Annotated in this window: 18 protein-coding genes; 10 read left to right on the plus strand and 8 right to left on the minus strand. The window is 67.8% G+C overall.

Going from position 1 to position 23,814, the window contains the following annotated elements; translation table 11 throughout:
* Positions 1–17: 17 nt before the first annotated feature.
* Together aroB and SOM47_RS06205 are read right to left on the minus strand one after the other, a co-directional pair.
* Positions 18–1,130 carry a 3-dehydroquinate synthase gene (aroB, locus tag SOM47_RS06200; RefSeq protein WP_320505085.1) on the minus strand — a complete coding sequence of 371 codons (1,113 nt, stop codon included), beginning with the start codon at positions 1,128–1,130 and terminating at the stop codon, positions 18–20.
* Positions 1,127–1,669 (minus strand): shikimate kinase, encoded by a 543-nt coding sequence (locus tag SOM47_RS06205; protein WP_192083995.1) that lies wholly within the window; start codon positions 1,667–1,669, stop codon positions 1,127–1,129. Before SOM47_RS06205 ends, aroB begins: the two co-directional genes overlap by 4 nt.
* A 98-nt stretch (positions 1,670–1,767) precedes the next feature.
* Between SOM47_RS06205 and SOM47_RS06210 the strand changes: the two genes are divergently transcribed.
* Complete coding sequence (locus SOM47_RS06210) at positions 1,768–1,971, plus strand: dodecin family protein (protein WP_320505086.1); 204 nt, start codon at positions 1,768–1,770, stop codon at positions 1,969–1,971.
* 26 nt (positions 1,972–1,997) lie between these two features.
* Here the strand turns inward: SOM47_RS06210 and SOM47_RS06215 are convergent, their stop codons facing one another.
* The gene (locus tag SOM47_RS06215; protein WP_042613486.1) at positions 1,998–2,825 is read right to left on the minus strand and encodes a kinase; all 828 of its coding nucleotides are present in this window, start codon (positions 2,823–2,825) and stop codon (positions 1,998–2,000) included.
* Between the two features lie 39 nt (positions 2,826–2,864).
* Here SOM47_RS06215 and pdxH point away from each other — a divergent pair, with 39 nt between their 5' ends.
* Both pdxH and SOM47_RS06225 read left to right on the plus strand, forming a co-directional pair.
* The gene (pdxH, locus tag SOM47_RS06220; protein ID WP_320505087.1) at positions 2,865–3,464 is read left to right on the plus strand and encodes a pyridoxamine 5'-phosphate oxidase; all 600 of its coding nucleotides are present in this window, start codon (positions 2,865–2,867) and stop codon (positions 3,462–3,464) included.
* Between the two features lie 134 nt (positions 3,465–3,598).
* Positions 3,599–4,066 carry a DoxX family protein gene (locus SOM47_RS06225; protein ID WP_320505088.1) on the plus strand — a complete coding sequence of 156 codons (468 nt, stop codon included), beginning with the start codon at positions 3,599–3,601 and terminating at the stop codon, positions 4,064–4,066.
* Positions 4,067–4,255: 189 nt separating this feature from the next.
* Here SOM47_RS06225 and prpR read toward each other — a convergent pair whose 3' ends face one another.
* Positions 4,256–5,845 (minus strand): propionate catabolism operon regulatory protein PrpR, encoded by a 1,590-nt coding sequence (prpR, locus tag SOM47_RS06230; RefSeq protein ID WP_320505313.1) that lies wholly within the window; start codon positions 5,843–5,845, stop codon positions 4,256–4,258.
* A 153-nt stretch (positions 5,846–5,998) separates the two neighbouring features.
* Between prpR and prpB the strand changes: the two genes are divergently transcribed.
* From prpB to pbpC, 6 genes are all read left to right on the plus strand, one after another.
* Complete coding sequence (gene prpB / locus SOM47_RS06235) at positions 5,999–6,889, plus strand: methylisocitrate lyase (RefSeq protein ID WP_320505089.1); 891 nt, start codon at positions 5,999–6,001, stop codon at positions 6,887–6,889.
* A gap of 30 nt (positions 6,890–6,919) precedes the next feature.
* Positions 6,920–8,077, plus strand: coding sequence for a bifunctional 2-methylcitrate synthase/citrate synthase (gene prpC, locus SOM47_RS06240; RefSeq protein ID WP_101099894.1), 1,158 nt, complete (start codon positions 6,920–6,922; stop codon positions 8,075–8,077).
* Positions 8,078–8,226: 149 nt separating this feature from the next.
* The gene (gene acnD / locus SOM47_RS06245; RefSeq protein ID WP_320505314.1) at positions 8,227–10,842 is read left to right on the plus strand and encodes a Fe/S-dependent 2-methylisocitrate dehydratase AcnD; all 2,616 of its coding nucleotides are present in this window, start codon (positions 8,227–8,229) and stop codon (positions 10,840–10,842) included.
* Between the two features lie 36 nt (positions 10,843–10,878).
* Positions 10,879–12,063: a 2-methylaconitate cis-trans isomerase PrpF gene (gene prpF, locus SOM47_RS06250; protein WP_320505090.1), complete on the plus strand. Its 1,185-nt coding sequence runs from the start codon at positions 10,879–10,881 to the stop codon at positions 12,061–12,063.
* Between the two features lie 145 nt (positions 12,064–12,208).
* On the plus strand, positions 12,209–17,143 hold the full coding sequence (locus SOM47_RS06255; RefSeq protein WP_320505091.1) for an alpha-2-macroglobulin family protein: 4,935 nt from the start codon (positions 12,209–12,211) through the stop codon (positions 17,141–17,143).
* 46 nt (positions 17,144–17,189) lie between these two features.
* Entirely contained in the window at positions 17,190–19,562 is a 2,373-nt protein-coding gene (pbpC, locus tag SOM47_RS06260) for a penicillin-binding protein 1C (RefSeq protein ID WP_320505092.1), read from the plus strand.
* A gap of 7 nt (positions 19,563–19,569) precedes the next feature.
* Here pbpC and SOM47_RS06265 read toward each other — a convergent pair whose 3' ends face one another.
* Positions 19,570–20,139, minus strand: coding sequence for a ferritin-like domain-containing protein (locus tag SOM47_RS06265; protein ID WP_042613477.1), 570 nt, complete (start codon positions 20,137–20,139; stop codon positions 19,570–19,572).
* 41 nt (positions 20,140–20,180) lie between these two features.
* Positions 20,181–20,663, minus strand: a complete 483-nt coding sequence (locus tag SOM47_RS06270) for a peroxiredoxin (RefSeq protein WP_320505093.1) — start codon at positions 20,661–20,663, stop codon at positions 20,181–20,183.
* A 190-nt stretch (positions 20,664–20,853) separates the two neighbouring features.
* On the opposite strand from SOM47_RS06270, the gene SOM47_RS06275 reads away from it, so the two are divergent.
* Positions 20,854–21,753 carry a DnaJ C-terminal domain-containing protein gene (locus SOM47_RS06275; protein WP_320505094.1) on the plus strand — a complete coding sequence of 300 codons (900 nt, stop codon included), beginning with the start codon at positions 20,854–20,856 and terminating at the stop codon, positions 21,751–21,753.
* Between the two features lie 523 nt (positions 21,754–22,276).
* On the opposite strand, the gene pilH is transcribed toward SOM47_RS06275, so the two are convergent.
* Positions 22,277–22,648, minus strand: a complete 372-nt coding sequence (pilH, locus tag SOM47_RS06280) for a twitching motility response regulator PilH (protein ID WP_101099900.1) — start codon at positions 22,646–22,648, stop codon at positions 22,277–22,279.
* Positions 22,649–22,736: 88 nt separating this feature from the next.
* On the minus strand, positions 22,737–23,732 hold the full coding sequence (locus SOM47_RS06285) for a YhdH/YhfP family quinone oxidoreductase (protein WP_320505095.1): 996 nt from the start codon (positions 23,730–23,732) through the stop codon (positions 22,737–22,739).
* Between the last annotated feature and the right edge of the window lie 82 nt (positions 23,733–23,814).

The following is a 23,814-nucleotide window of genomic DNA, read 5'->3' on the forward strand; positions in this document are numbered from 1 at the left end:
CGTACAGCTGCGTCGGCTCATCCGCCGGCCAGCACGTCCAGCACGTCCTGTTCCGGTACGTCGGCCACCACTTCGGCCTGCCCGATGCCACGCCACAACACCAGGCGCAGGCGTCCGGCCACGTTCTTCTTGTCCAGCCGCATGCGCTCCAGCAGCGATTCCGGCGCCAGGCCCGCCGGCAACTGCACGGGAAGCTGCAGCGACTGCAGCACGGCGACGAGTCGATCCGCATCGGCCGCCGGTGCCCGCCCCAGTGCGGTGGAAAGTCGTGCGGCCAGCACCATGCCGACCGCGATGGCCTCGCCGTGGATGAGCGCATCACGCCCCGGGGCGCTGTACCCCTGCTCGGTTTCGATGGCGTGCCCGAACGTATGACCGAGATTGAGCAGCGCGCGCTCGCCTTTTTCCAGCGGGTCGCGTTCGACGATCGCCGCCTTGTGCGCGCAGCTGCGCGCAATGGCTTCGGCAAGCAGGCGGCTGTCGCCGGCGACAAGGCCGTGGGCGTGTTGCTGCAGCCAGTCGAAGAACGCCGGATCGCCGAGTGCCCCGTACTTGACCACCTCCGCCAGCCCTGCGCGCAGCTCGCGCACCGGTAGTGTGCCCAGCACGTTCGTATCGGCGACCACCGCGCGCGGTGGATGGAAGGCGCCCACCAGGTTCTTGCCTGCGGGCAGGTCCACGGCGGTCTTGCCGCCCACCGACGAGTCGACCATCGCCAGCAGCGTGGTGGGAAGCTGGACGCAGTCCACGCCGCGCATCCAGCAGGCAGCGGCGAAGCCGGACAGGTCGCCGACTACGCCGCCTCCCAGTGCAAACACGCAGGCATCGCGGGTGGCGCCCAGCGCGGCCAGTGCATCGATGGCGCGTCCGAACTCGGCAAGGTTCTTGGACGCCTCGCCTGCCGGCAGAACGTGTTCGCCGATCTTCAGGTCCGGTCGCGCCTGCAGCAGCGCGCTGCGTACGCCGGCCAGGTACAGCGGGGCGACTTCGCTGTCGCTGACAAGCAGTACGTGGCGGCCGCGCACATGGCGGGCCAACGCAGGTCCATCAGCCAGTTGGCCCGGGCCAATGGTGATGGAATAGGGATGCTCACCGCCGACGGCGACATGCAGGTGGGGGGTATCGGTCATGCGATGAGGTCCTGTCGCTGCCAGCGCGCGGCCAGCTTCACCACCAGGTGTGAAGTGGCTTCGGCAGCGGTATAGAGGTCGGTGTCCAGGGTGAGGTCGGCCAACTGCCGATACAGCGGATCGCGATGGTAGGCCAGGTCCTGCAGCACCTGTTCGCGGTCCGGCCGCTGCAGCAGCGGGCGGCCTTTGTCACGTGCCAGGCGTTCCAGCTGGGCGGCCACGCTGACCCGCAGGTAGACCACATAGCCATGCGCGGCGATCGCCTCGCGGTTGCCCGCATCCAGCACCGCGCCGCCGCCGGTGGACACCAGCTGGCCATGGCCGGCGAGCACCTGCTGCAGGGCCTGGCGCTCGTGCTGGCGGAAGCCGGCTTCGCCGGCCAGTTCGAACAGGGTGGGAATGCTGGCGCCGGCGTTGTCGACGATGACCTGGTCCAGGTCGATGAAGTCCAGCGTGAACCGCTCGGCGAGGCGACGGCCGATGCAGGTTTTGCCGGCCCCCATGGGGCCGATCAGGATCAGGTTCGGTGCTGGATTCATGCCCTGTGATGCTAACACCTCCGTGACATCCCTTTACGCCTCCACGGCCCAGCCTTGGCCGGCGCGGACTTCCCCGCGCGCCACCCGGAGCAGCAGCCATGTCGGTCGCCAAGGTCATCGAAACCAATGCCTCGTCCAAGACCAGTGTCGAGGATGCGGTACGCAGCGGCCTGAAGAAGGTTGCCGAGAGCGTGAAAAACATCCAGGGCGCGTGGATCAACGAGACCAAGGTGGTCACCAGCGGCAACGGCGAGATCACCGAGTGGCGGGTCAGCCTGAAGGTCACCTTCCTGGTGGAGTGAAGGCTCCGGTCCCGGGCGGTCGCGACTCAACGGACCTCGATGATGCGGCGCTCGGCGTCCAGCGCGATGACCCGGTCGGCTAGCGCCGGCAGTGTACGCAGGGCCTGGCGGCTGACCCGTTCGTAGTACTGGACGAAGCGCTCCAGCTGCGGGCGGGTCATGCCGCTGCGTCCGGGCTGGGCGGCCTGCAGGTGTTGTTCCTGCTGCCAGCGCCAGCGCGGCACCACCGCGAAATCCGGTGGCTGCAGGAACCACAGCCGGTCACAGCGCTGCCACAGTGGCGCGTAGTGATCGGCCAGTGCCTGGTTGCACCAGCGCCGCCAGCGACCGTCGGGGTCGGCTTCGCGTTCCAGCGCGTTGAGCGGTTCCTGCAGTGCGTCGGCCGGCTGCGCCGGGGTACCCAGGAACCAGCCTTCGAACACCAGCAGGTCCAGTGGTGCATCCAGGGCCTGCCACCGTGCCGGGGGCAGCCGTTCATCGGCCAGTTTGTCGAAGCGTGGCAGTGCGGTGGGCGCGCGCGCGATCACTGCATCGAGCACCGCGTGCGCCAGCGGCAGATCATGCGTGCCAGGTGGACCGCGGGTGACCAGCAGCGGATGCACATCGCGCGCCAGGCGCTGGCGCTGGCCGCGGGTCAGGTAGACATCGTCCACCGACAGCGTCGCAGCGCGCAGGCCACGTGCCTTCGCACGGTCCACGACCTGCGCGGCCAGCGTCGATTTTCCGCTGCCCTGCAGGCCGCTGATGGCCAATACCGGGACCTGCGCGCCGCTGGCCAGCGCGTCATCGAGCGCCTGCTCGGCCAATGTGTCCGGGAATCCTTTCGTCGTGGTCGTGTACGCACTCGCCTTCATGCCGCCACAATAGCCCAATCCCTTCCGGAATGACGTGTCATGAGCGATCTCTACAACGAAGCGTTGTCCACCTTCTCCGCGCTGTTCGACGAGGCCCGGCAGGGCAGCGAGATCGAGCCCAACGCGATGACCGTGGCGAGCGCCGATACCTCCGGGCGCCCCTCCGCGCGCACCGTATTGCTGAAGGCCTTCGATGCACGTGGCTTCGTGTTCTACACCCACCTGGACAGCCACAAGGGGCGTGAGCTGCAGGCCAATCCGCAGGCCGCGCTGCTGTTCCTGTGGCGCAGCCTGCGCGAGGCCGGCATCCAGGTGCGCATCGAAGGGGCGGTGGAGCAGGTCGGCGATGCCGAGGCCGATGCGTACTTTGCATCGCGCCCGCGTTTGAGCCAGATCGGTGCGTGGGCCTCGATCCAGTCCCGTACGCTGGATTCACGCGGGGAATTCGATGCGCGGGTCGCCGAGGTGGAGGCGCGTTTCGATGGCCAGGACGTCCCGCGCCCGGCGGGCTGGAGCGGGCTGCGGGTGGTACCGGACCGCATCGAGTTCTGGTACGGCGCGCAGTTCCGTCTGCACGAGCGCTGGTGCTATGAGAAGGCAGCCGATGGCCGCTGGAGCAAGCGCCTGCTGTACCCCTGAGGCGCGCGCTGTGCGTGCCGTGACGTGATCTGCATGTCGCTACGCATTGCCGCAGGCCCCGTCCGGCGGCTGCTTCAGGTACCGGCAGGGCGAGCCGTCGCAGCCTCGCGTTCTTTTCAGGAAGGAGAGTCGGGATGGAAGTTCTGCGCCGGATGTGGTCCGTTGCCCCGTTGCGTGTCGGGCTGGAGGCGTGGCTGATGCTGGCCGCCCGTGTGGTCGCAGGTGTGATGTTCAGCGTGTCTGGCTGGAACAAGCTGTTCACCGTGCCAGGCCGCGACCGCATGGTGGCGACGTTGCATGAGGCGGGCATTCCGTGGCCGGGGCTGAGCGCCCCGGTGCTCGGCGCGATCGAATGGGTGGCCGGGGCCCTGTTGGTGGTCGGCCTGCTCAGTCGTCCGTCAGCGGTGTTGCTGGCGGCCATCTGCGTGGTGGCCGCGCTGACCGATGGCATCGCACGCATCCCTGGCGGACTGGGCGTGCTGGATTGGCTGAGCTGGTTCTTCTATCTGACCGAGGTGCCCTTGGCAGTGCTGCTGCTGTGGCTGGCGCTGGCCGGAAGCGGACGTTTCGCGCTCGACGCGCGCTGGGCTCCGCAGGGGTAGGATGCGGTTGGTTTGGTGGGTGACGACCGTTGGTCGTCACGCCGCTGCGCTCGCCGAGCATGGCTCGGCGCTACCCTGCATCCGAGTAGTGACGGCCGCTGGCCGTCAGCCCTCGCCCCGGTGGGTGACGACCGTTGGTTTGGTGGGTGACGACCGTTGGTCGTCACTGCCCGACCGTTCCACAGCCACTCACCCCAGCCCCGCTGCGCGCAGCCAGCGCCACAGCGTGGTACGCGAAATTCCCAGCGCCTGCGCCATGCCCTCGCGATCGTTGCGGTGGGTCGCCAGCAGCTGCTGCAGCTGCGCGCTGGACGGGCGTCCGGCAGCGGGCTGCAGAGCAGTCGAGGAGGCCGGATCGTGCGCCAGTTCCGGCGCCAGTGACAGCAACCTGGACGCATCGATCCTGCCTTCGGCAGGCTGCCAATGGATGCGCAGGCGGTCGACCAGATTGCGCAGTTCGCGCACGTTGCCGGGCCACGGCGCTGCGCTCAACAGCGCCATCGCGGCGTCGTCCAGCGGGGCATCGATGCCACGCAGTTGCTGGAAGTAGTGGTGCACCAGCAGGGCGACGTCGCCGCGTCGCGCGCGAAGCGGTGGCAACACGATGCGCAACGTCGCCAGCCGGTAGTACAGATCGCGGCGGAACTGCCCCGCCTGCACGCGCTGCTCCAGCGACTGCAGGGTGGCGGCGACCACCCGCAGGTTGACCGGCGTGGGCTCGGTGGCGCCCACGCGCAGCACTTCGCGTTCTTCCAGTACGCGCAGCAGGCGGGTCTGCAGCGGCAACGGCAGCTCGCCGATCTCATCCAGGAACAGCGTGCCGCCGTCGGATGCTTCGACCAGCCCGATACGGCCACCACGGCGGGCGCCGGTGAAGGCGCCATCGCTGTAACCGAACAGTTCCGATTCCAGCAGCGATTCACTGATCGCCCCGCAGTTCAGCGCGACGAAGCGGCCGCGCCGACCGCTGTCGGCATGCAGCTGGCGCGCCACCAGCTCCTTTCCAGTGCCGGTCTCGCCGCTGACCAGCACGGTGCTGTCATGCGGGGCGTACAGCGCGATGTGCTGGCGGACCTCGGCCATCGCGCTGCTGTCGCCGAGCAGCGCCGTGCCCTGGCCGGCGCGGCTGCCGCGACGTTGCCGCACCGGCAGCCGGCGGCTGCCCGAACGCGCCAGCGTGTGGGTCAGCTCCAGTGCATGTTCGAAGGCCTGGCGAACCGAATCGGCCGAATACAGCAGCACGCCCTGCAGCCCGGCTGCTTCGGCGTGGTCGATGGCCATGCCGGTGCCGACGATCACTTCGATGCCATTGGCGCGCAGGTCGGCGATGCAGTCGCGCGCGTCTTCGCGGGTAACGAAACGACGGTGTTCGATCTGCAGGCCGAAACTGTCCTGGAAGCTGCCGAAGGTCGGCACATCGCTGGCATGGGTGACCAGGCCGATGCGCGGGGCGATGCGGCGTGCGCGTGCCAGCGCTTCCATCAGGTCGAAGCCGTTGGCCTGGATCGGCACGAGCGGCACGTCCAGCCGGCTGCGCAGCCAGGCGGCATTGGAACCGCCGGCAATCACCACATCGCAGTGTTCCTGGCGCAGCCGCTGGTTGATCACCGCCACGGCATCCTCGAAGCCGAGGTTGATCTGCTCGATGCGGGCGCGGCGGTCGAATTCGGGTATGACATCGCCCAGCAGCCCGGTCAGCCGGGACACGCTCACAGTCCAGATCACCGGCTGGGTGGGATCGGTATCGCCGGGGCTGTCGGGATGGCGGGGCACGTACATGGGGTGTCGCGGTCGCAGGGGGTGTTTCATGATACATCTGTTTCAACGTTTCATACGTTTCAGTGCCAGGCGTCCCCAACACAACTGGATCAATGACTTGCAGGTTGGCACGCTCTTTGCGCTGTATGGGGTGACCCCTGACAGGATTGCTGCATGACTGCTTCCCTTGTTTCCGCCGGCGCCCGCTTCCGCCAGACTCTGGCTGCCGAATCACCGCTGCAGGTGATCGGTGCGATCAACGCCAACCATGCGCTGCTGGCCAAACGCGCCGGTTACCGCGCCATCTACCTGTCCGGCGGTGGCGTCGCCGCCGGTTCGCTGGGCCTGCCGGACCTGGGCATCAACACCCTGGAAGACGTGCTCATCGACGTGCGCCGCATCACCGATGTCTGCGACCTGCCGCTGATGGTGGACATCGATACCGGCTTCGGGCCGAGCGCCTTCAACATCGCGCGCACGGTGAAGTCGCTGATCAAGGCCGGCGCCGGCGCCTGCCATATCGAAGACCAGGTCGGAGCCAAACGCTGCGGCCACCGCCCGGGCAAGGAGATCGTCTCGCAGGGCGAGATGGTGGACAGGGTCAAGGCCGCTGCCGATGCCAAGACTGATCCGGACTTCTTCCTGATCGCGCGCACCGATGCCATCCAGGTCGACGGCGTGGATGCAGCCATCGAACGCGCCATCGCCTGCGTGGAGGCCGGTGCCGACGGCATCTTCGCCGAAGCCGCCTACGACCTGGATACCTATCGTCGCTTCGTCGATGCGGTGAAGGTTCCGGTGCTGGCCAACATCACCGAATTCGGCGCCACCCCGCTGTTCAGTCGTGACGAGCTGGCCTCGGCCGGCGTGGCCATCCAGCTGTTCCCGCTTTCCGCTTTCCGCGCCGCCAACAAGGCCGCCGAAAGCGTGTACGAAGCGGTGCGCCGCGACGGCCACCAGCGCAATGTGGTGGACGCCATGCAGACCCGCAACGAACTCTACGACCGCATTGGCTACCACGCCTTCGAGCAGCAGCTCGATGCGCTGTTCGCCGCCAGGAAGTAACCTGCTGCCACGATTTCCGGGAGGAAAACCATGAACGATACGACCGCCACCCCGACCTTCAAGCCGAAGAAGTCCGTCGCCCTGTCCGGCACCGCTGCCGGCAACACCGCGCTGTGCACCGTCGGCCGCAGTGGCAATGACCTGCATTACCGTGGCTACGACATCCTGGACCTGGCCACCACCAGCGAGTTCGAGGAAATCGCCCACCTGCTGGTGCACGGCAAGCTGCCGACCCGCGCCGAGCTGGTGTCCTACAAGGCCAAACTGAAGTCGCTGCGCGGCATCCCGGCCGCCGTCAAGGCCGCGCTGGAAGAGCTGCCGCCGTCGGCGCACCCGATGGACGTGATGCGCACCGGCGTGTCCGTGCTGGGCTGCGTGTCACCGGAAAAAGACGACCACAACCATCCCGGCGCGCGTGACATCGCCGACAAGCTGATGGCCTGCCTGGGGTCGATGCTGCTTTACTGGTACCACTGGAGCCACAACGGCCGCGCCATCGACGTGGAGACCGACGATGACTCCATCGGTGGTCACTTCCTGCACCTGCTGCACGGCGAAAAGCCGCAGGATTCGTGGGTCAAGGCGATGCATACCTCGCTGATCCTGTATGCCGAACACGAGTTCAATGCCTCGACCTTCGCCTGCCGCGTGATCGCCGGCACCGGCAGCGACATGTTCAGCGCCATTGCCGGCGGCATCGGCGCGCTGCGCGGCCCCAAGCACGGCGGCGCCAACGAAGTGGCGTTCGAGGTGCAGAAGCGCTACGACAGCCCGGATGAAGCCGAAGCGGACATCAAGGCGCGCGTGGAGCGCAAGGAAGTGGTGATCGGTTTTGGCCACCCGGTGTATACCGTGTCCGATCCGCGCAACAAGGTGATCAAGGACGTGGCCCGCGAACTGTCCGAAGAACAGTCGAGCATGAAGATGTACGACATCGCCGAGCGCCTGGAAACGGTGATGTGGGACATCAAGAAGATGTTCCCGAACCTGGACTGGTTCAGCGCGGTGAGCTACCACATGATGGGCGTGCCGACGGCGATGTTCACCCCGTTGTTCGTCATCGCGCGCACCTCCGGCTGGAGCGCGCACATCATAGAACAGCGCATCGATGGCAAGATCATCCGCCCCAGTGCCAATTACACCGGCCCGGAAGACCAGGCGTTCGTGCCCATCGACAAGCGCGCCTGATGCAAGACCCGGCATCCTCGCGCAGGGTGCCGTGCGGAGCGGGACGGCGATGCCGTCCCGGTTCCGTCGTGGCCTCGCAACGCCGTCCCTGCCGGTGACGCGACGCCCGGCCCGCCATAGTCCAAGAGCCAGCCATGACCAGCCCCCTGATGAACGAGTCGTACCGCAAGAACCTCCCCGGCACCGCGCTGGACTATTTCGACACGCGCGAGGCGGTCGATGCGATCCAGCCCGGCGCCTACGCCACGCTGCCGTACACCTCGCGCGTGCTGGCCGAAAACCTGGTGCGCCGCTGCGACCCTGCGACCCTGGAAGCCTCGCTGCGGCAGCTGATCGAGCGCCGCCAGGACCTGGATTTCCCGTGGTTCCCGGCCCGCGTGGTCTGCCATGACATCCTTGGCCAGACCGCGCTGGTGGACCTGGCCGGCCTGCGCGATGCCATCGCCGATGCCGGCGGTGACCCGGCGCAGATCAACCCGGTAGTGCCGACCCAGCTGATCGTCGACCATTCACTGGCGGTGGAACATCCCGGCTTCGACAAGGCCGCCTTCGAGCGCAACCGTGCCGTTGAAGACCGTCGCAACGAAGACCGGTTCCACTTCATCAACTGGACCCGCAAGGCCTTCAAGAACGTGGACGTGATCCCGCCGGGCAACGGGATCATGCACCAGATCAACCTGGAGAAAATGTCGCCGGTGGTGCAGGTGCGCGACGGCGTGGCCTTCCCGGATACCTGCGTGGGCACCGACAGCCACACCCCTCACGTGGATGCATTGGGCGTGATCGCCATCGGCGTCGGTGGCCTGGAAGCAGAGAGCGTGATGCTCGGCCGCGCCTCGTGGATGCGCCTGCCCGACATCATCGGCGTGGAACTTACCGGTCGCCCGCAGCCGGGCATCACCTGCACCGATATCGTGCTGGCGCTGACCGAGTTCCTGCGCGCGGCCCGGGTGGTCGGCGCGTGGATCGAGTTCTTCGGCGAAGGCGCCAGCGCGTTGAGCATCGGCGACCGCGCCACCATTTCCAACATGACGCCGGAGTTCGGCGCCACAGCGGCGATGTTCTCCATCGACCAGCAGACCCTGGACTATCTGCGCCTGACCGGCCGCGAAGAACCCCAGGTGCAGCTGGTGGAAACCTATGCCAAGGCCGCGGGCCTGTGGGCCGATGACCTGGCCCAGGTGCAGTACGAGCGCGTACTGCAGTTCGACCTGTCCAGCGTGGTGCGCAACATGGCCGGCCCGTCCAACCCGCACAAGCGCGTTGCCACCAGTGAACTGGCCGCACGCGGCATCGCCGATGAAGCCAAGCTGGCCTCCGGCAAGGTCGAGCAGGCCGATGGCCTGATGCCGGATGGCGCGGTGATCATCGCCGCCATCACCAGCTGCACCAACACCAGCAACCCGCGCAACGTGATCGGTGCGGCACTGCTGGCGCGCAATGCCAACCGTGCCGGGCTGACCCGCAAGCCCTGGGTGAAGAGCTCGCTGGCACCGGGCTCCAAGGCGGTACAGCTGTACCTGGAAGAGGCCGGCCTGCTCGGTGAGCTGGAGCAGCTAGGCTTCGGCATCGTCGGCTTCGCCTGCACCACCTGCAATGGCATGAGCGGCGCGCTGGACCCGGTGATCCAACAGGAGATCATCGACCGTGACCTGTATGCCACGGCGGTGCTGTCGGGCAACCGCAACTTCGATGGCCGTATCCACCCCTATGCCAAGCAGGCGTTCCTGGCATCGCCGGCACTGGTGGTGGCCTATGCGATCGCCGGCACCGTGCGCTTTGATATCGAAAAGGACGCGCTGGGCGTCGATGCGCAAGGCAACCCGATCACCCTGAAGGACCTGTGGCCGAGCGATGAGGAGATCGACGCGGTGGTCAAGGCCAGCGTGAAGCCGGAGCAGTTCCGCAAGGTCTACGACCCGATGTTCACCTTCAAGGTGGAGCATGGCGCGCCGATCAGTCCGTTGTACGCATGGCGTCCGCAGAGCACCTACATCCGCCGCCCGCCTTACTGGGAGGGCGCGCTGGCCGGTGCCCGCAACCTCAGCGGCATGCGTCCGCTGGCGGTGCTGGGCGACAACATCACCACCGACCATCTGTCGCCGTCCAACGCGATCCTGGCCAGCAGCGCCGCTGGCGAGTACCTGGCGAAGATGGGACTGCCGGAGGAGGACTTCAATTCCTACGCGACGCACCGGGGTGACCACCTCACCGCGCAGCGTGCCACGTTCGCCAACCCGAAGCTGATCAACGAAATGGCCGTGGTCGACGGGGCGGTGAAGCAGGGCTCGCTGGCCCGCGTGGAACCCGAAGGCCAGGTGATGCGCATGTGGGAGGCGATCGAAACCTACATGCTGCGTCGGCAGCCGCTGATCATCATCGCCGGTGCCGACTACGGGCAGGGCAGTTCACGTGACTGGGCGGCCAAGGGCGTACGCCTGGCGGGCGTGGAAGCCATCGCGGCCGAAGGCTTCGAACGCATCCATCGCACCAACCTGATCGGCATGGGCGTGCTGCCACTGGAGTTCAAGCCGGGCGTGACCCGCCTGACGCTGGGCATCGACGGCACCGAAACCTTCGACGTGACCGGTGCGCGGCTGCCGCGTGCGGAGCTGACGTTGGTCATCCACCGCCGCGACGGCAGCCAGCTGATGGTGCCGGTGACCTGCCGGCTGGATACCGCCGAGGAAGTGTCCATCTACGAGGCCGGCGGCGTGCTGCAGCGCTTCGCGCAGGACTTCCTGGAGGCATCGCAGGTTGCATGACGATCTCGCCGACCCTCTTCTTGCTGGATTGACCCCATGACCTTTCTTCCGCAGCTCCGCATTCCTGCTACCTACCTGCGCGGTGGTACCAGCAAGGGCGTGTTCTTCCGCCTGCAGGATCTTCCGCTCGCCGCGCAGGTTGCTGGCCCGGCGCGCGATGCGCTGCTGATGCGGGTGATCGGTTCGCCCGATCCGTATGCCAAGCACACCGACGGCATGGGCGGGGCGACGTCGAGTACCAGCAAGTGCGTGATCATTTCGGCGGCCTCGGTGCCCGACCATGATGTCGATTACCTGTACGGCCAGGTGTCGATCGACAGCGCCTTTGTCGACTGGAGCGGCAACTGCGGCAACCTGAGCACGGCGGTCGGTCCGTTCGCCATCAGCAACGGTTTCATCGATCCGGCGCGGGTGCCGCGCGACGGGCTGTGCACCGTGCGCATCTGGCAGGCCAACATCGGCAAGACCATCATCGCCCACGTGCCGATGCGCGATGGCCAGGTGCAGGAGATGGGCGATTTCGAGCTGGATGGGGTGACCTTCCCGGCGGCTGAGATCCAGCTGGAATTCCTCGACCCTTCAGACGACCAGGACGGCGGCGCGATGTTCCCCACCGGCAATCTGGTCGATGAACTGGAGGTGCCCGGTGTGGGTACCTTCACGGTGACCATGATCACCGCCGGCATCCCGACGATCTTCCTCAACGCCGCCGACCTGGGCTACACCGGCACCGAACTGCAGCCGGCCATCAATGAAGACCGCGCCGCGCTTGAGCGCTTCGAGGCGATTCGCGCACACGGCGCGGTGCGCATGGGGCTGATCGAGCGCATCGAACAGGCGGCTACCCGCCAGCACACGCCGAAGGTCGCCTTCGTGGCTCCGGCGCAGGACTTTGTTTCGTCCAGTGGCAAGGCGATTGCCGCCGCGTCGATCGACCTGCATGCGCGGGCGCTATCGATGGGCAAGCTGCATCACGCGATGATGGGCACCGCCGCGGTCGCCATCGGCACTGCCGCGGCGATTCCGGGCACCTTGGTCAACCTCGCCGCAGGCGGCGGGGCGCGCACCTCGGTGGTGTTCGGTCATCCTTCGGGCACGTTGCGGGTCGGCGCCGAGGCGGCGCTCGTGGACGGGCAGTGGACCGTGACCAAGGCGATCATGAGCCGCAGCGCCCGGGTATTGATGGAAGGCAGCGTACGCGTCCCCGCCGATACCCTTTGACCCGAATGCCTGGTGGGTGACGACCGTTGGTCGTCACAGCCCAAGGCAGCAGCAGCGTGACGACCAACGGTCGTCACCCACCAAGAGTACCCCCGCCGTCAAGGATCTGACGGCATAATGCACGCCTTGTTCAAGGAGTGACGACATGACCGGTCCGCTGCGGCTTCGGAAGTGGGGATGGGCGGCAGCCCTGGTGGCGGGAAGCCTGCTGGCCGGCCTGGCCGGCTGCAACCGCAATGACAGCGGGCAGCTGCCCGCCGCCAGCGGCGAGGCGATCACCGCCAAGGCCGAGCAGGTGACCGAGTTCGCCCTGCTGCGCGCCTACCCGGACCAGAAGAACGATGGACTGTCGCTGGCGCTGGAGTTCTCGCGCCCGCTGGTCGGTACCCAGGACTTCGATGCGCTGGTGCGCTTCGAGGAAAAGGTCGGTACCGATGACAGCAGCTGGACCCTGTCCGACGACGGCAAGACCCTGCGCTACCCGTTCGTGGAAGCCGCCAAGGAATACTCGCTGGTGGTGTCGGCCGACCTGTTGGCCGCTGACGGCAGCCGGCTGGGCAAGGAACTGCGGCAGAAGGTGTTCAGCGGCGAGCTGACCCCGGTTGCCGGCTTCGCCTCGCAGGGCAGCGTGCTGCCGGCGCGCGACAGCCGCGGCCTGCCGGTGGTGTCGGTCAACGTGCCGGAAGTGGACGTGGAGTTCCTGCGCGTGCGCGAAAAGGAACTGCCGACCTTCTTCAGCCAGTACCAGCGCGGCGGCCGCCGCGGCAGCTGGGAACTGGACAGCGACTACAGCGAACGCACGCCGATCAGCCGCCTGGCCGAGCCGGTCTACGTCAACCGCTTCATCCTGGGCGGCAAGCAGAACGAGCGCGTGCTGACCTACCTGCCGACCCAGGACATCAAGGAGTTGCAGGAGCCGGGGCTGTACTTCGCCGTGCTCAAGCGCACCGGTGCCTTTGATGGTGAGTTCGATACGGCGTTCTTCAGCGTCAGCGACATCGGCCTGCATACCCGGGCCTACAAGGACAAGCTGTTCGTCCACACCGCCTCGCTGAAGGACGGTGCGCCGCTGAAGAAGGTGGACGTGCGCGTGCTGGACGGCAAGGGCGAAGTGGTCCTGCGCGGCAGCACCGACGGCAATGGCAACGCGCTGCTGGATTACACCCTGGATGCCGGTCACGTGCTGGTCGCCGGCAGCGGCAAGGACACCAGCTTCCTGCCGTTCAACCAGCCTGCGCTGGACCTGAGCGAGTTCGCGGTGGCCGGTCGGGACAACGCCTGGTTCGATGTGTTCGCCTGGTCCGGGCGTGACCTGTACCGTCCCGGCGAGACCGTGCGGCTGTCCGCGCTGCTGCGCGACAACGATGGAAAGCCGGTGGCACCGGGCAAGGATGCCAAGGCACGCCAGCCGGTGTTCCTGCGGCTGAAGCAGCCCGATGGCAAGATCTTCCGCGAGACCCAGCTGCAGCCCGGCGAACAGGGTTACTTCAACTTCGAGCAGCTGATCCCGGCCGATGCGCCGACCGGCCGCTGGCAGGTCGAGTTCCGCACCGATCCGGCCAGCAAGGAAGCGATCCAGGGCATGACCCTGCGCATCGAAGAATTCCTGCCTGAGCGGATGAAGCTGGACCTGGACAGCGCACAGAAGAGCCTCAAACCCGGTGATGCACTGCGCCTGCAGGCCGACGGTGCCTATCTGTATGGCGCACCGGCCGATGGCAATCGTTTCACCGCGCGCCTGGCGGTGGCGGTGGAACAAAAGCCGGTGGAAGGCCTGCCGGGTTACTTCTTCGGCGACCCGACGGTGAGCCTGCCGCGCGAAGCCAAGGATGTGGTGGATACCACGCTGCCGGCCGATGGCAGGCTGAAGCAGGATGTGGACCTGCCGGAAGAAGCCGCCAAGGCGAAGACCCCGGTGGCGGTGGTGCTGTCGGGCAGCCTGTATGAAAGCGGTGGACGCACGGTCAATCGCACCCTCAAGCGGGTGATGTGGCCGGCCGCGGCGCTGGTCGGCGTGCGCCCGCTGTTCAACCCGGACGATGGCGCCGATGCCAACGGCACCGCGCGCTTCGAGCTGATGCGCGTGGATGCGGCCGGCACGCCGCAGCCCGCCAAGGGGCTGAAGGTAACGCTGGTACGCGAGCTTCGCGACTACCACTGGGCGTTCAACGACAATCGCTGGGACTACGATTTCACCCGTCGTTTCGAGAACAAGGACACCCGTACCGTCGATGCCGGCTCCAGCGCGGTGGCCTTCGACGTGCCGGTGGAGTGGGGCGAGTACCGGGTGGATGTGTTCGATCCGGCCACCGGCCTGACCAGCCGCTACCCGTTCCGTGCCGGCTGGAGCTGGGGTGATGACAACCGTGGCCTGGATGCGCGCCCGGACAAGGTCAAGCTGGGCCTGGACAAGACCGGCTACAAGGCCGGCGACACGCTGGAAGTGACGGTGACGCCGCCGCACGCAGGCCGTGGCCTGCTGATGGTGGAAACCGATCGCATGATCTACGTGCAGGATATCGACGCCAAGCCGGGCAGCACCTTCAAGATCCCGGTCACTGCTGAGTGGGAGCGCCACGATGTGTACATCACCGCGCTGGTGTTCCGTGGCGGCAGCGCACCGAGCAAGGTGACCCCGGCACGCGCGGTGGGCGTGGTGCACGTGCCGATGGACCGCAAGGCGCGCACGGTGGCCGTGGGCCTGGTGGCGCCGAAGCAGATGCGTCCGGAACAGGACCTGCCGGTCACCGTGAGCGTGCCGCAGCTGGCCGGCAAGGTCGCGCACGTGACCGTGTCCGCGGTGGACGTGGGCATCCTCAACATCACCCGCTTCCCGGTGCCCGATGCGGCGGCGCATTTCTTCGCGCAGCGCCGGCTGGGCATCGATGCCTATGACATCTACAGCCGCGTCATCGAGAGCTTCGACGGCAGCAGCGGCAAGCTGAAATTCGGCGGCGACATGGCGCTGGCGGCGTTGCCGCAGGCCAAGCGGCCGACGGCGCGGGTGCAGACCGTGGACCTGTTCACCGGGCCGATGAAGCTCGATGCCAAGGGCAATGCCCGGGTCCGGCTGAAGGTGCCGGACTTCAACGGTACGCTACGGGTATCAGCGCTGGTGTATGCCGATGAGAGCTACGGCAAGCGCGATGTCGAGACCGTGGTGCGCGCCCCGCTGCTGGCCGAAGCCAGCATGCCGCGCGTGCTGGCCCCGGGCGACCGCAGCACGGTCACCCTGGATGTGCAGAACTTCACCGGCAAGCCGGGGCAGTTCAACGTGCGGGTGGAAACCGAAGGCCCGCTGAGCCTGGCCGAGGGCACCCGCTCCGTCCAGCTGGCGACCGACGCCAAGACCACGCTCAGCTTCCCGCTGAGTGCGCGCGAAGGGCACAGCGTGGCCAAGGTGCGCGTGCGGGTGGACGGCAACGGCTTCAAGGCCGATCGCCGCTACGACCTGCCGGTGCGCGCGGCGTGGCCGCAGGTGCTGCGCTCGCAGGTACGCACGCTGGATCCGCTGGCTGCGGTCAGCCTGGACGGCAGCCTGCTGGACGGGCTGATGCCGGAATCGGTGACCGCGCGCCTGCTGGTCAGCCCGCTGCCGCCGATCCCGTTCGCCAGCGCGCTGCAGGGCGCGCTGAACTATCCGTATGGCTGCGCCGAGCAGACCACCAGCAAGGGCTACGCCGCGCTGATCCTGGACCAGGCCACTTCGGCCATGCTCGGCGCCGACGGGCTGGATGCCAAGGTGCGCCGCGAGCGCATGGAAGGTGCCTTTGGTCGCCTGGCCTCGATGCAGGTGGCCAACGGCAACTTCTCCATGTGGGGCGACGACGGCTACGTCAATCCGTGGCTGACACCGTACATCACCGAGTTCCTGCTGGATGCCCGCGATGCCGGTTTCGCCGTGCCCGACAACGTGCTGCAGAAGGCGTTGAACCGGCTCAGCGAGGACCTGCTGTCCGGCGGCAACCAGTTCTACGGCCAGGACCGTCGCGACAACCTGAAGTTCGCCAACCAGGCCTACTCCGGCTACGTGCTGGCACGGGTCAACCGCGCCCCGCTGGGCACGCTGCGTACGCTGTATGACAACGAACGGGCCAAGGCCATCGGCGGCCTGCCGCTGGTGCACCTGGGCGTGGCGTTGTCGCTGCAGGGCGACCGCAAGCGCGGAGAAGCGGCCATCACGGCCGGCTTCGCCAAGCCGAGCAGCGAACGGCCGTCGTACTTCGGCGACTACGGCAGCGCGATCCGCGATGACGCGCTGATGATCGCGCTGACCCACGAGCACAACCTGGCCAAACCGGCCTGGGATGCGCGTTCGGTGGATCTGGGGCGCGAGCTGGATACGCGTCGCAACCGCGGCTGGATGTGGCTGAGCACCCAGGAACAGGTGGCCATCGCCCGCCTGGGCAAGGCGCTGGCCGCGAACCAGAAGAAGCTGGTGGCCGGTGAGCTGGTGATCGGCGCGCAGACCGAAAGCATCGGCGAGCGGCGCCTGTTCGGCCGCAGCTTCGATGCCGCGCAGCTGGTCAGTGGCGTGCGCTTCGCGCCCGCCGGCGAGCCGCCGATGTTCGCCAGCATCGACGTGGCGGGCATTCCGCGCACCGCGCCGGCGCCGGACAACAGCGTGATCGGGGTGGAGCGCAGCTGGTTCGGCACCGACGGCAAGCCGTGGACGCCGCGTCCGCTGAAGGAAGGCGAGGCGCTGATCGTGCGCGTCACCGTCACCCCGGACAGCAGCATGCCCGATGCCCTGCTGACCGACCTGCTGCCGGCCGGGCTGGAGATCGAGAATTTCAACCTCGGTGATGCCAAGCAGTGGGCCGACGTGGTGGTGGACGGCATCGGCATCAGCGCACGCGGTGATGCCGCCGACGTGAAGCACGAAGAGTTCCGCGATGACCGCTACGTGGCGGCGCTGAACCTGTCGCGCGGCAGCAAGGCGACGCTGTTCTACCTGGTGCGCGCGGTCACCCCGGGCACCTACACGGTGCCGCCGTCGCTGGTGGAAGACATGTACCGTCCGCAGCTGCGCGGCGTCGGCCGCAGCAACCCGAGCACGATCACGGTGGTGCAACCGTGAGCCGGCGGGCGGGCCGCCACGCTGCGGCCTGCCCTCGGGGCCGCCGGTGATCAAACGCGGCCTGCGCCGGTTGCGGCGCAGCCTGCGGCCGTTGTGGCCGTGGCTGCGCTGGGGCACCGCGGCGCTGCTGCTGGCGGTGCTGCTGCTGGACCTCGCGTTCCCGCCGCCGTTGCCGAAGCAGCGTGACACCAGCACGCTGGTGGTCGCGCGCGACGGCAGCCCGTTGCGTGCCTTCGCCGATGCAGAAGGCGTGTGGCGCTATCCCGCATCGGTGGACCAGGTCTCGCCGCTTTACCTGCAGGCCCTGCTGGGCTACGAGGATCGCTGGTTCTGGCGCCATCCCGGCATCAACCCGATCGCGCTGCTGCGCGCCAGCACGCAGATGCTGGGGCAGGGGCGCATCGTGTCGGGCGGATCCACGCTGACCATGCAGGTGGCGCGGATCCTCGACCCGCACACGCGCACGCCATGGGGCAAAGCCAAGCAGATGCTGCGCGCGCTGCAGCTGGAAGCGCACCTGTCCAAGCGCGAGATCCTGACCCTGTACCTGGAGCGCGCGCCCTACGGCGGCACCATCGAGGGCGTGGAAGCGGCCAGCTGGGCCTACCTCGGCAAACCGGCGGCGCAGCTGTCGCACGCCGAGGCCGCGCTGCTGGCGGTGCTGCCGCAGGCGCCCAGCCGGCTGCGTCCGGACCGCCACCCGCAGGCAGCGCAGCAGGCGCGTGACAAGGTGCTGGCACGGATGGCATCGCTGGGGCGCTGGTCCACCGAAGAGGTGGAGGATGCACGCGTGGAAACGGTGGTCACCCGTTCGCTGCGTCCACCGCTGCATGCCGCCTTGTTGGCGCAGCGCCTGCATGCCGCGCAACCGGGCCAACCACGCATCGAAAGCAGCATCGACATCGACCTGCAACGCACGCTGGAAGGCCGGCTTTCCAGCTACTTCTCCACGCTGCCCGAGCGGACGTCGGCGGCGTTGCTGGTGGTCGACAACCAGACCCTGCAGGCACGCGCGTATGTTGGCACGCTGAACTTCGGTGACCGCCAGCGGCTGGGCCACGTGGACATGGTGCAGGCCTGGCGCTCGCCGGGTTCCACGCTCAAGCCGTTCCTGTACGCGATGGCGCTGGATGACGGGCTGATCCACTCCGAAAGCCTGCTGGTGGATGCACCACAGAGTTTCGGCGGCTACCGCCCCGGCAACTTCGACGAGGCCTTCAATGGCCCGGTGAGCGCAGCCACCGCACTGCGCCTTTCGCTCAACGTGCCTTCGGTGGACCTGCTGGACCGGGTCGGTTCGGCGCGCTTCGCCGCGCGGCTGTCGCATGCCGGGATCCAGCTGCGCTTTCCACGCGGAAGCTCGCCCAATCTGTCGCTGATCCTGGGCGGCACCGGCGCGCGGCTGGAGGACCTGGTCGGTGCCTTCGCGGCATTGAACCGCGATGGCATCGCCGGCCGCGTGCGCTACACCGATTCGGATCCGGTGCTGGATCGCCGGCTGGTGTCGCCGGGGGCAGCGTGGATCGTGCGCGAAATGCTGGAAGCCAATCCGCGCCCCGGGCAGGGCACCGATACCTTCGACCTTGGGGGCCGGCCGCGGGTGGCGTGGAAGACCGGCACCAGCTACGGCTACCGCGACGCGTGGGCGATCGGCAGCACGCGGCAGTACACCGTGGGAGTCTGGGTAGGGCGGCCGGATGGCACACCGTTGCCGGGACAGTACGGTGCGGTGACTGCACTGCCGCTGATGTTCGAGGTGGTCGACAGCCTGCCGCGGCAGGGTCGTGCCAGCGCCCCACCGCCGCGCCCGGCCAGCGTCAGCCAGGGCGATGTGTGCTGGCCTACCGGTGGCCTGGCCAGCGAACTGCCCGATGGATTGTGCCAGCGGCGACTGACTGCATGGTTGCTCGACGGCAACGTGCCGCCGACCTTCGCCGAGCGCGATGCGCGGCGCTGGCAGCCGGGCCGGCAGCGCTACCAGGCCGACCCGCACAGTGGCCTGCGCCTGTCCGCCGACTGCACTGCGCCGCACGCGGTGGAAGACCGCGAGGTCGCGCGCTGGCCGGCGCTGCTGTCACCGTGGTTGCCGCAGGCGGCACGTGCGGCCTCGCAATTGCCTGCGCTGGCGCCGGATTGCCGCGACGACGGGCGCCAGGCCAGCATCGCCCTGCACATCGACGGGCTCAACGACGGGGCGTCGGTGGCGCGCGCGCCGGGTGCCGTCGATGGCGTGCGCCTGCAGCTGCGCGCGCTCGGCAGCGAGCACGACATCGACTGGTTGCTGGATGGGCGCTGGATCGCCCGCACCCGCGGCGCCCAGCCTTTCAGTCAGCGCTTCGGACAGCCGGGACGGCATACGTTGACCGCACTGGCCAGCGATGGGGCCTGGACCCAGGTGCGGTTCAACGTGGTGCGTTGAGGGCGGTCTACTTGCCGATCCAGCCATCCAACAGGTCGGCGAATTCGTCAGCGTGCTCTTCCTCCTGGGCCAGAATCTCTTCCAGGATGCGCTTGGTGGTGGTGTCCTTGTCGCCGACGAAGTTGATCATCTCGCGGTAGCTGTCGATGGCGATGCGCTCGGCGATGAGGTTCTCGCGCACCATGTCGCGCAGGTCGGTGCCTTCCTTGTACTCGGCATGCGAGCGTGCGGTCAGGGTGTCCGGGTTGAAGTCCGGCTCGCCGCCCAGCTGGACGATGCGCTCGGCCAGTTTGCCGGCATGTGCCTGCTCCTGCTGGGCATGCTCCAGAAACTCGGCCTTGACCGCATCGGCGAGCATGCCCTTGGCCATGAAGTAGTGGCGGTAGTAGCGCAGCACGCACACGTATTCGGTGGCCAGCGCATCGTTGAGCAACTGGATCACCGCCTTGCGGTCGGCGTTGTAGGTATCGGTGATCGCGCCATCTTCGATGTTGCGCCGGGCGTTGTCGCGCAGGACCTGGCGATCGCTGATGCCGGCGGGATGGGCGGGATGCGGGTGCTTGGCTGGCTTTGACATGGCTGGCCTTTTCTCCTTCGTTGGTTGCGGTGGTGCGTCGATCAGTGAGGCAGGTGCTGGAGTACGTGCTCGGCCGAGGACACCTCGAACTTGCCGGGCGCGTCGATCCAGGCTTCGCGCACCGTGCCGTTGTCCACGTACAGGGCGAACCGACGCGAACGCATGCCCATGCCGGACGCGCTGGCGTCTATTTCCAGGCCGAGTGCGCGGGCCAGTTCACCGTTGCCGTCGGACAGCATCAGCAGCCCGTCCGGCACGTGCTGGCTTTCGCCCCACGCCTTCATCACGAACGGATCGTTGACCGCCACGCAGTAGACCTCGATGCCGCGTTGGCGGAATTCGGCGAAGTGCTCGATGAAACCGGGCAGGTGACGTGCCGAGCAGGTCGGGGTGAAGGCACCGGGCACCGCGAACAACACCGCCTTGCGGCCGTCGAACAGGGACTTGGTGTCGATCGTCTCCACGCCGTCGCGGATGCGTTTGAGGGTTACTTCGGGAATCGGCTCGCCGGCTTGGATGCTCATCGGGGGGGCTCCTGGTAAGCGAGCAGCGTAGGCACGCCGATGGGATGGCCGTGTCAACGGATTGAAAATCCCGTGTGCATGCCCGATCTGGCGGGTCACGGGGCAGCCTGGGCTGGGCCTGCACATGGCAGCCGCTAGAATAGGCGCGGGTTGGCGCCCCCGGTGCCGACGGATCAATCGAGGTAGCACGATGGAATTCAAGGATTACTACGCCACCCTGGGCGTGGAGCCCAGCGCGGGCGACGCTGAGATCAAGACCGCTTACCGGCGGCTGGCGCGCAAGTACCACCCGGACGTCAGCAAGGAAGCCGGCGCGGAAGAAAAATTCAAGGGCATCAACGAGGCGTACGAGGCGCTGCGCGACCCGCAGAAGCGCGCGGCGTATGACCAGCTGAAGGCCCAGGGTTACCGGCCGGGCGAGGAGTTCAACGTCCCGCCCAACTACGGCGGGGGCGGTGGCTTCGATTTCGAGGAAGTGTTCGGCGGCGGCGCAGGCGGTGCCAACGGCGGCTTCAGCGATTTCTTCGAAAGCCTGTTCGCGCGCCAGCGCGGCGGCGCCGCGCGCGGCCCGGGCCCGGGCTTCAGCAGTGGCGGCCATGCCCCGCAGCGCGACACCCGGGCCAAGCTTTCCGTCCCGCTGGAAGCGGCCTACAACGGCGATACCCTGCGTATCACCGTCAACGGCCGCCAGCTGGACGTGCGCGTGCCGAAGGGCATCAAGCCGGGCCAGGTGATCCGGCTGGGCGGGCAGGGCACCGACGGCGGCAACCTGCTGCTGGAAGTGGAATATGCCGCGCACCCGCAGTTCGAAGTGGACGGCCGCAACATCCTGTACACCCTGCAGGTGACGCCGTGGCAGGCGGCGCTGGGCACCAGCATCAGCGTGCCGACGCTGGGCGGTGCGGTGGAACTGAAGGTAGCCGCTGGATCCGATGCCGGGCGCAGGCTGCGCCTGCGCGGGCGGGGCCTGCCGGGCAATCCGGACGGTGACCAGATCGTGGAGCTGGAGATCGTGGCGCCGGCGGCCAGCGATGAGGCCCAGGCCGAGGCCTACCGAAACCTGGCCAAAGCGTTCGGCGAGTCGATCTGAGGGGGTGTTGTGCTGCGCACGGCTTGAAGCGCAGCCAACAGCAACGTCAAAAGCTGCATGGCTGCGTGTTTGCGGGACGGGGTGGGTGTGCAGGACACGCCACAAGTACGTCCGTGTAGGCTCGCTTTTCGCATCCATGCGAAAAGACGGTCCTGCACAGCCACCCCGCCCCACCTTCGACAGGTCCATGGCGGCCATGGCGCTTTGGTAGCGCCGACCCATGGTCGGCGAGCGCAGCGGGCCGTCGGCGGGAACATTCCGCCGACCATGGGTCGGCGCTACCAAGGCCGCGCCATGCGTCGGGTGGAGGGAGCCCCTGAGTCAGGGGCGGCCGCGAAGCGGCGGGGTGTGGGGGCTGGTGAGACGGGGCCCACGGTTTGCGCAGCAAAGCGTGGGAGCGGCAGCGCGAATGCGATGACGTGTACCCGTCCCCCGACCAGCCCCACCGCCCGGCCCAAACCCAGCTGCAGCTTCAAACAGCAGTCACCCGCGAGGGGGTCTCACCCGTTCGACCAACGCCCCGTCAGGGCTGCCCAGCGAACACGCGCTCCAGTACCTCGGACAGTTCGTCCTCGGAAAACGGCTTGGTGATATACGCCTTCGCGCCCTGGCGCATGCCCCACATGCGGTCGGTGTCCTGGTCCTTGGTGGTCACCAGGATCACCGGGATGTGGCGGGTGGTTTCATCGCGGGCCAGCGTGCGGGTGGCCTGGAAGCCGTTGAGGTTGGGCATCACCACGTCCATCAGCACCAGGTCCGGCAGTTCGGCGCGCGCGGTTTCCACGCCGGCCGCCCCATCGGTGGCGGTCAGGATCTGGTGGCCCAGCTTCTCGACGATGCGCTGTATCCCCAACAGCTGCGATGGTGAATCGTCGACGATCAGGATGCGTGCCATGTTGCTCCCCAGGTGATGCCGCAGTGTAGTGTGCCGCTTGCCCCGGGGAGAAGCCGACAACGTGCCGTCCGTCGCCCGCCTGCGACGTTCAGTCGATCCGTACCACGGTGCGCCCGCGCGAGCCGCCTGAAAGCATGCTGTCAAAGACCGGCGGCAGCTCGGCAAGCCCGATTTCCCGCGTGCAGATCGCGTCCAGGTGCACCGGCTTCCAGTCGCCGCCCAGCCGTTCCCAGACCTGCTCGCGCAGCGCCCGCGGTGCACTGGCCGAGGACACGCCGAGCAGCGAGACGCCGCGCAGGATGAACGGCATCACGGTCATCTCCAGCGAAGGCTCGGCGGCCAGTCCCGCGCTGACCACGCTGCCGTAGCCGACGGTCTGTGCCAGCAGGCTGGCCAGCATCGGGCCGCCTGCATTGTCCAGCCCACCGCCAAAGCGGGCCGACTGCAGCGGCGCAGTGTCGGCCAGCGCTTCACGCGGCAGCACCTCGCTGGCACCGATCGCGCGCAGCCAGTCGGCCTGCTCCGGCTTGCCGCTCACCGCATGCACGGCATAGCCGGCGCGGCTGAAGATATCCACGGCCAGGCTACCGACGCCGCCGCTGGCACCGGTCACCGCCAGCGGCCCATGCCCGGGCGTCAGGCGGTTGTCCTGCATGCGCAGCAGGGCCAGCGCTGCGGTGAAGCCGGCCGTGCCGAGAACCATCGCCTCGCGCGGGGTCAGCCCGGCCGGCAGGGCGATGACCGCGCTCGATTCCAGCCGTACATACTGGCTGTAGCCGCCGTCACGGGTTTCGCTCAGGCCGCAGCCGGTGGCCAGCACCGCATCGCCCTCGCGCCAGGCCGGGACGCTCGAAGCGACCACCACGCCTGCCACGTCGATCCCGCCGACCAGCGGAAAGCGGCGCAGGATGCGGCCGCGGCCGGTCCCGGCCAGGGCGTCCTTGTAGTTGACCGATGACCACTGCGCGCGGATCAGCACCTGCCCGGGGGAAAGATCGTCCACCTGCAGCGGCGCCAGGCCGCTGTGGTGGCCGTGCTCGTCCTTGTGGATACGGAAGGCGCTGAAGCTGTCGGGCAGGGACATTGGAACGCTCGCTGACGGGGAAATGTCACCTTACCCCCTTCCAATTCTTCTGGTCCGCCCCATCTTGTAGAATCAGGGAAAC

Origin of the sequence: Stenotrophomonas sp. CFBP8980 (genome assembly GCF_034046095.1) — a bacterium.
Lineage (GTDB): Bacteria > Pseudomonadota > Gammaproteobacteria > Xanthomonadales > Xanthomonadaceae > Stenotrophomonas > Stenotrophomonas lacuserhaii.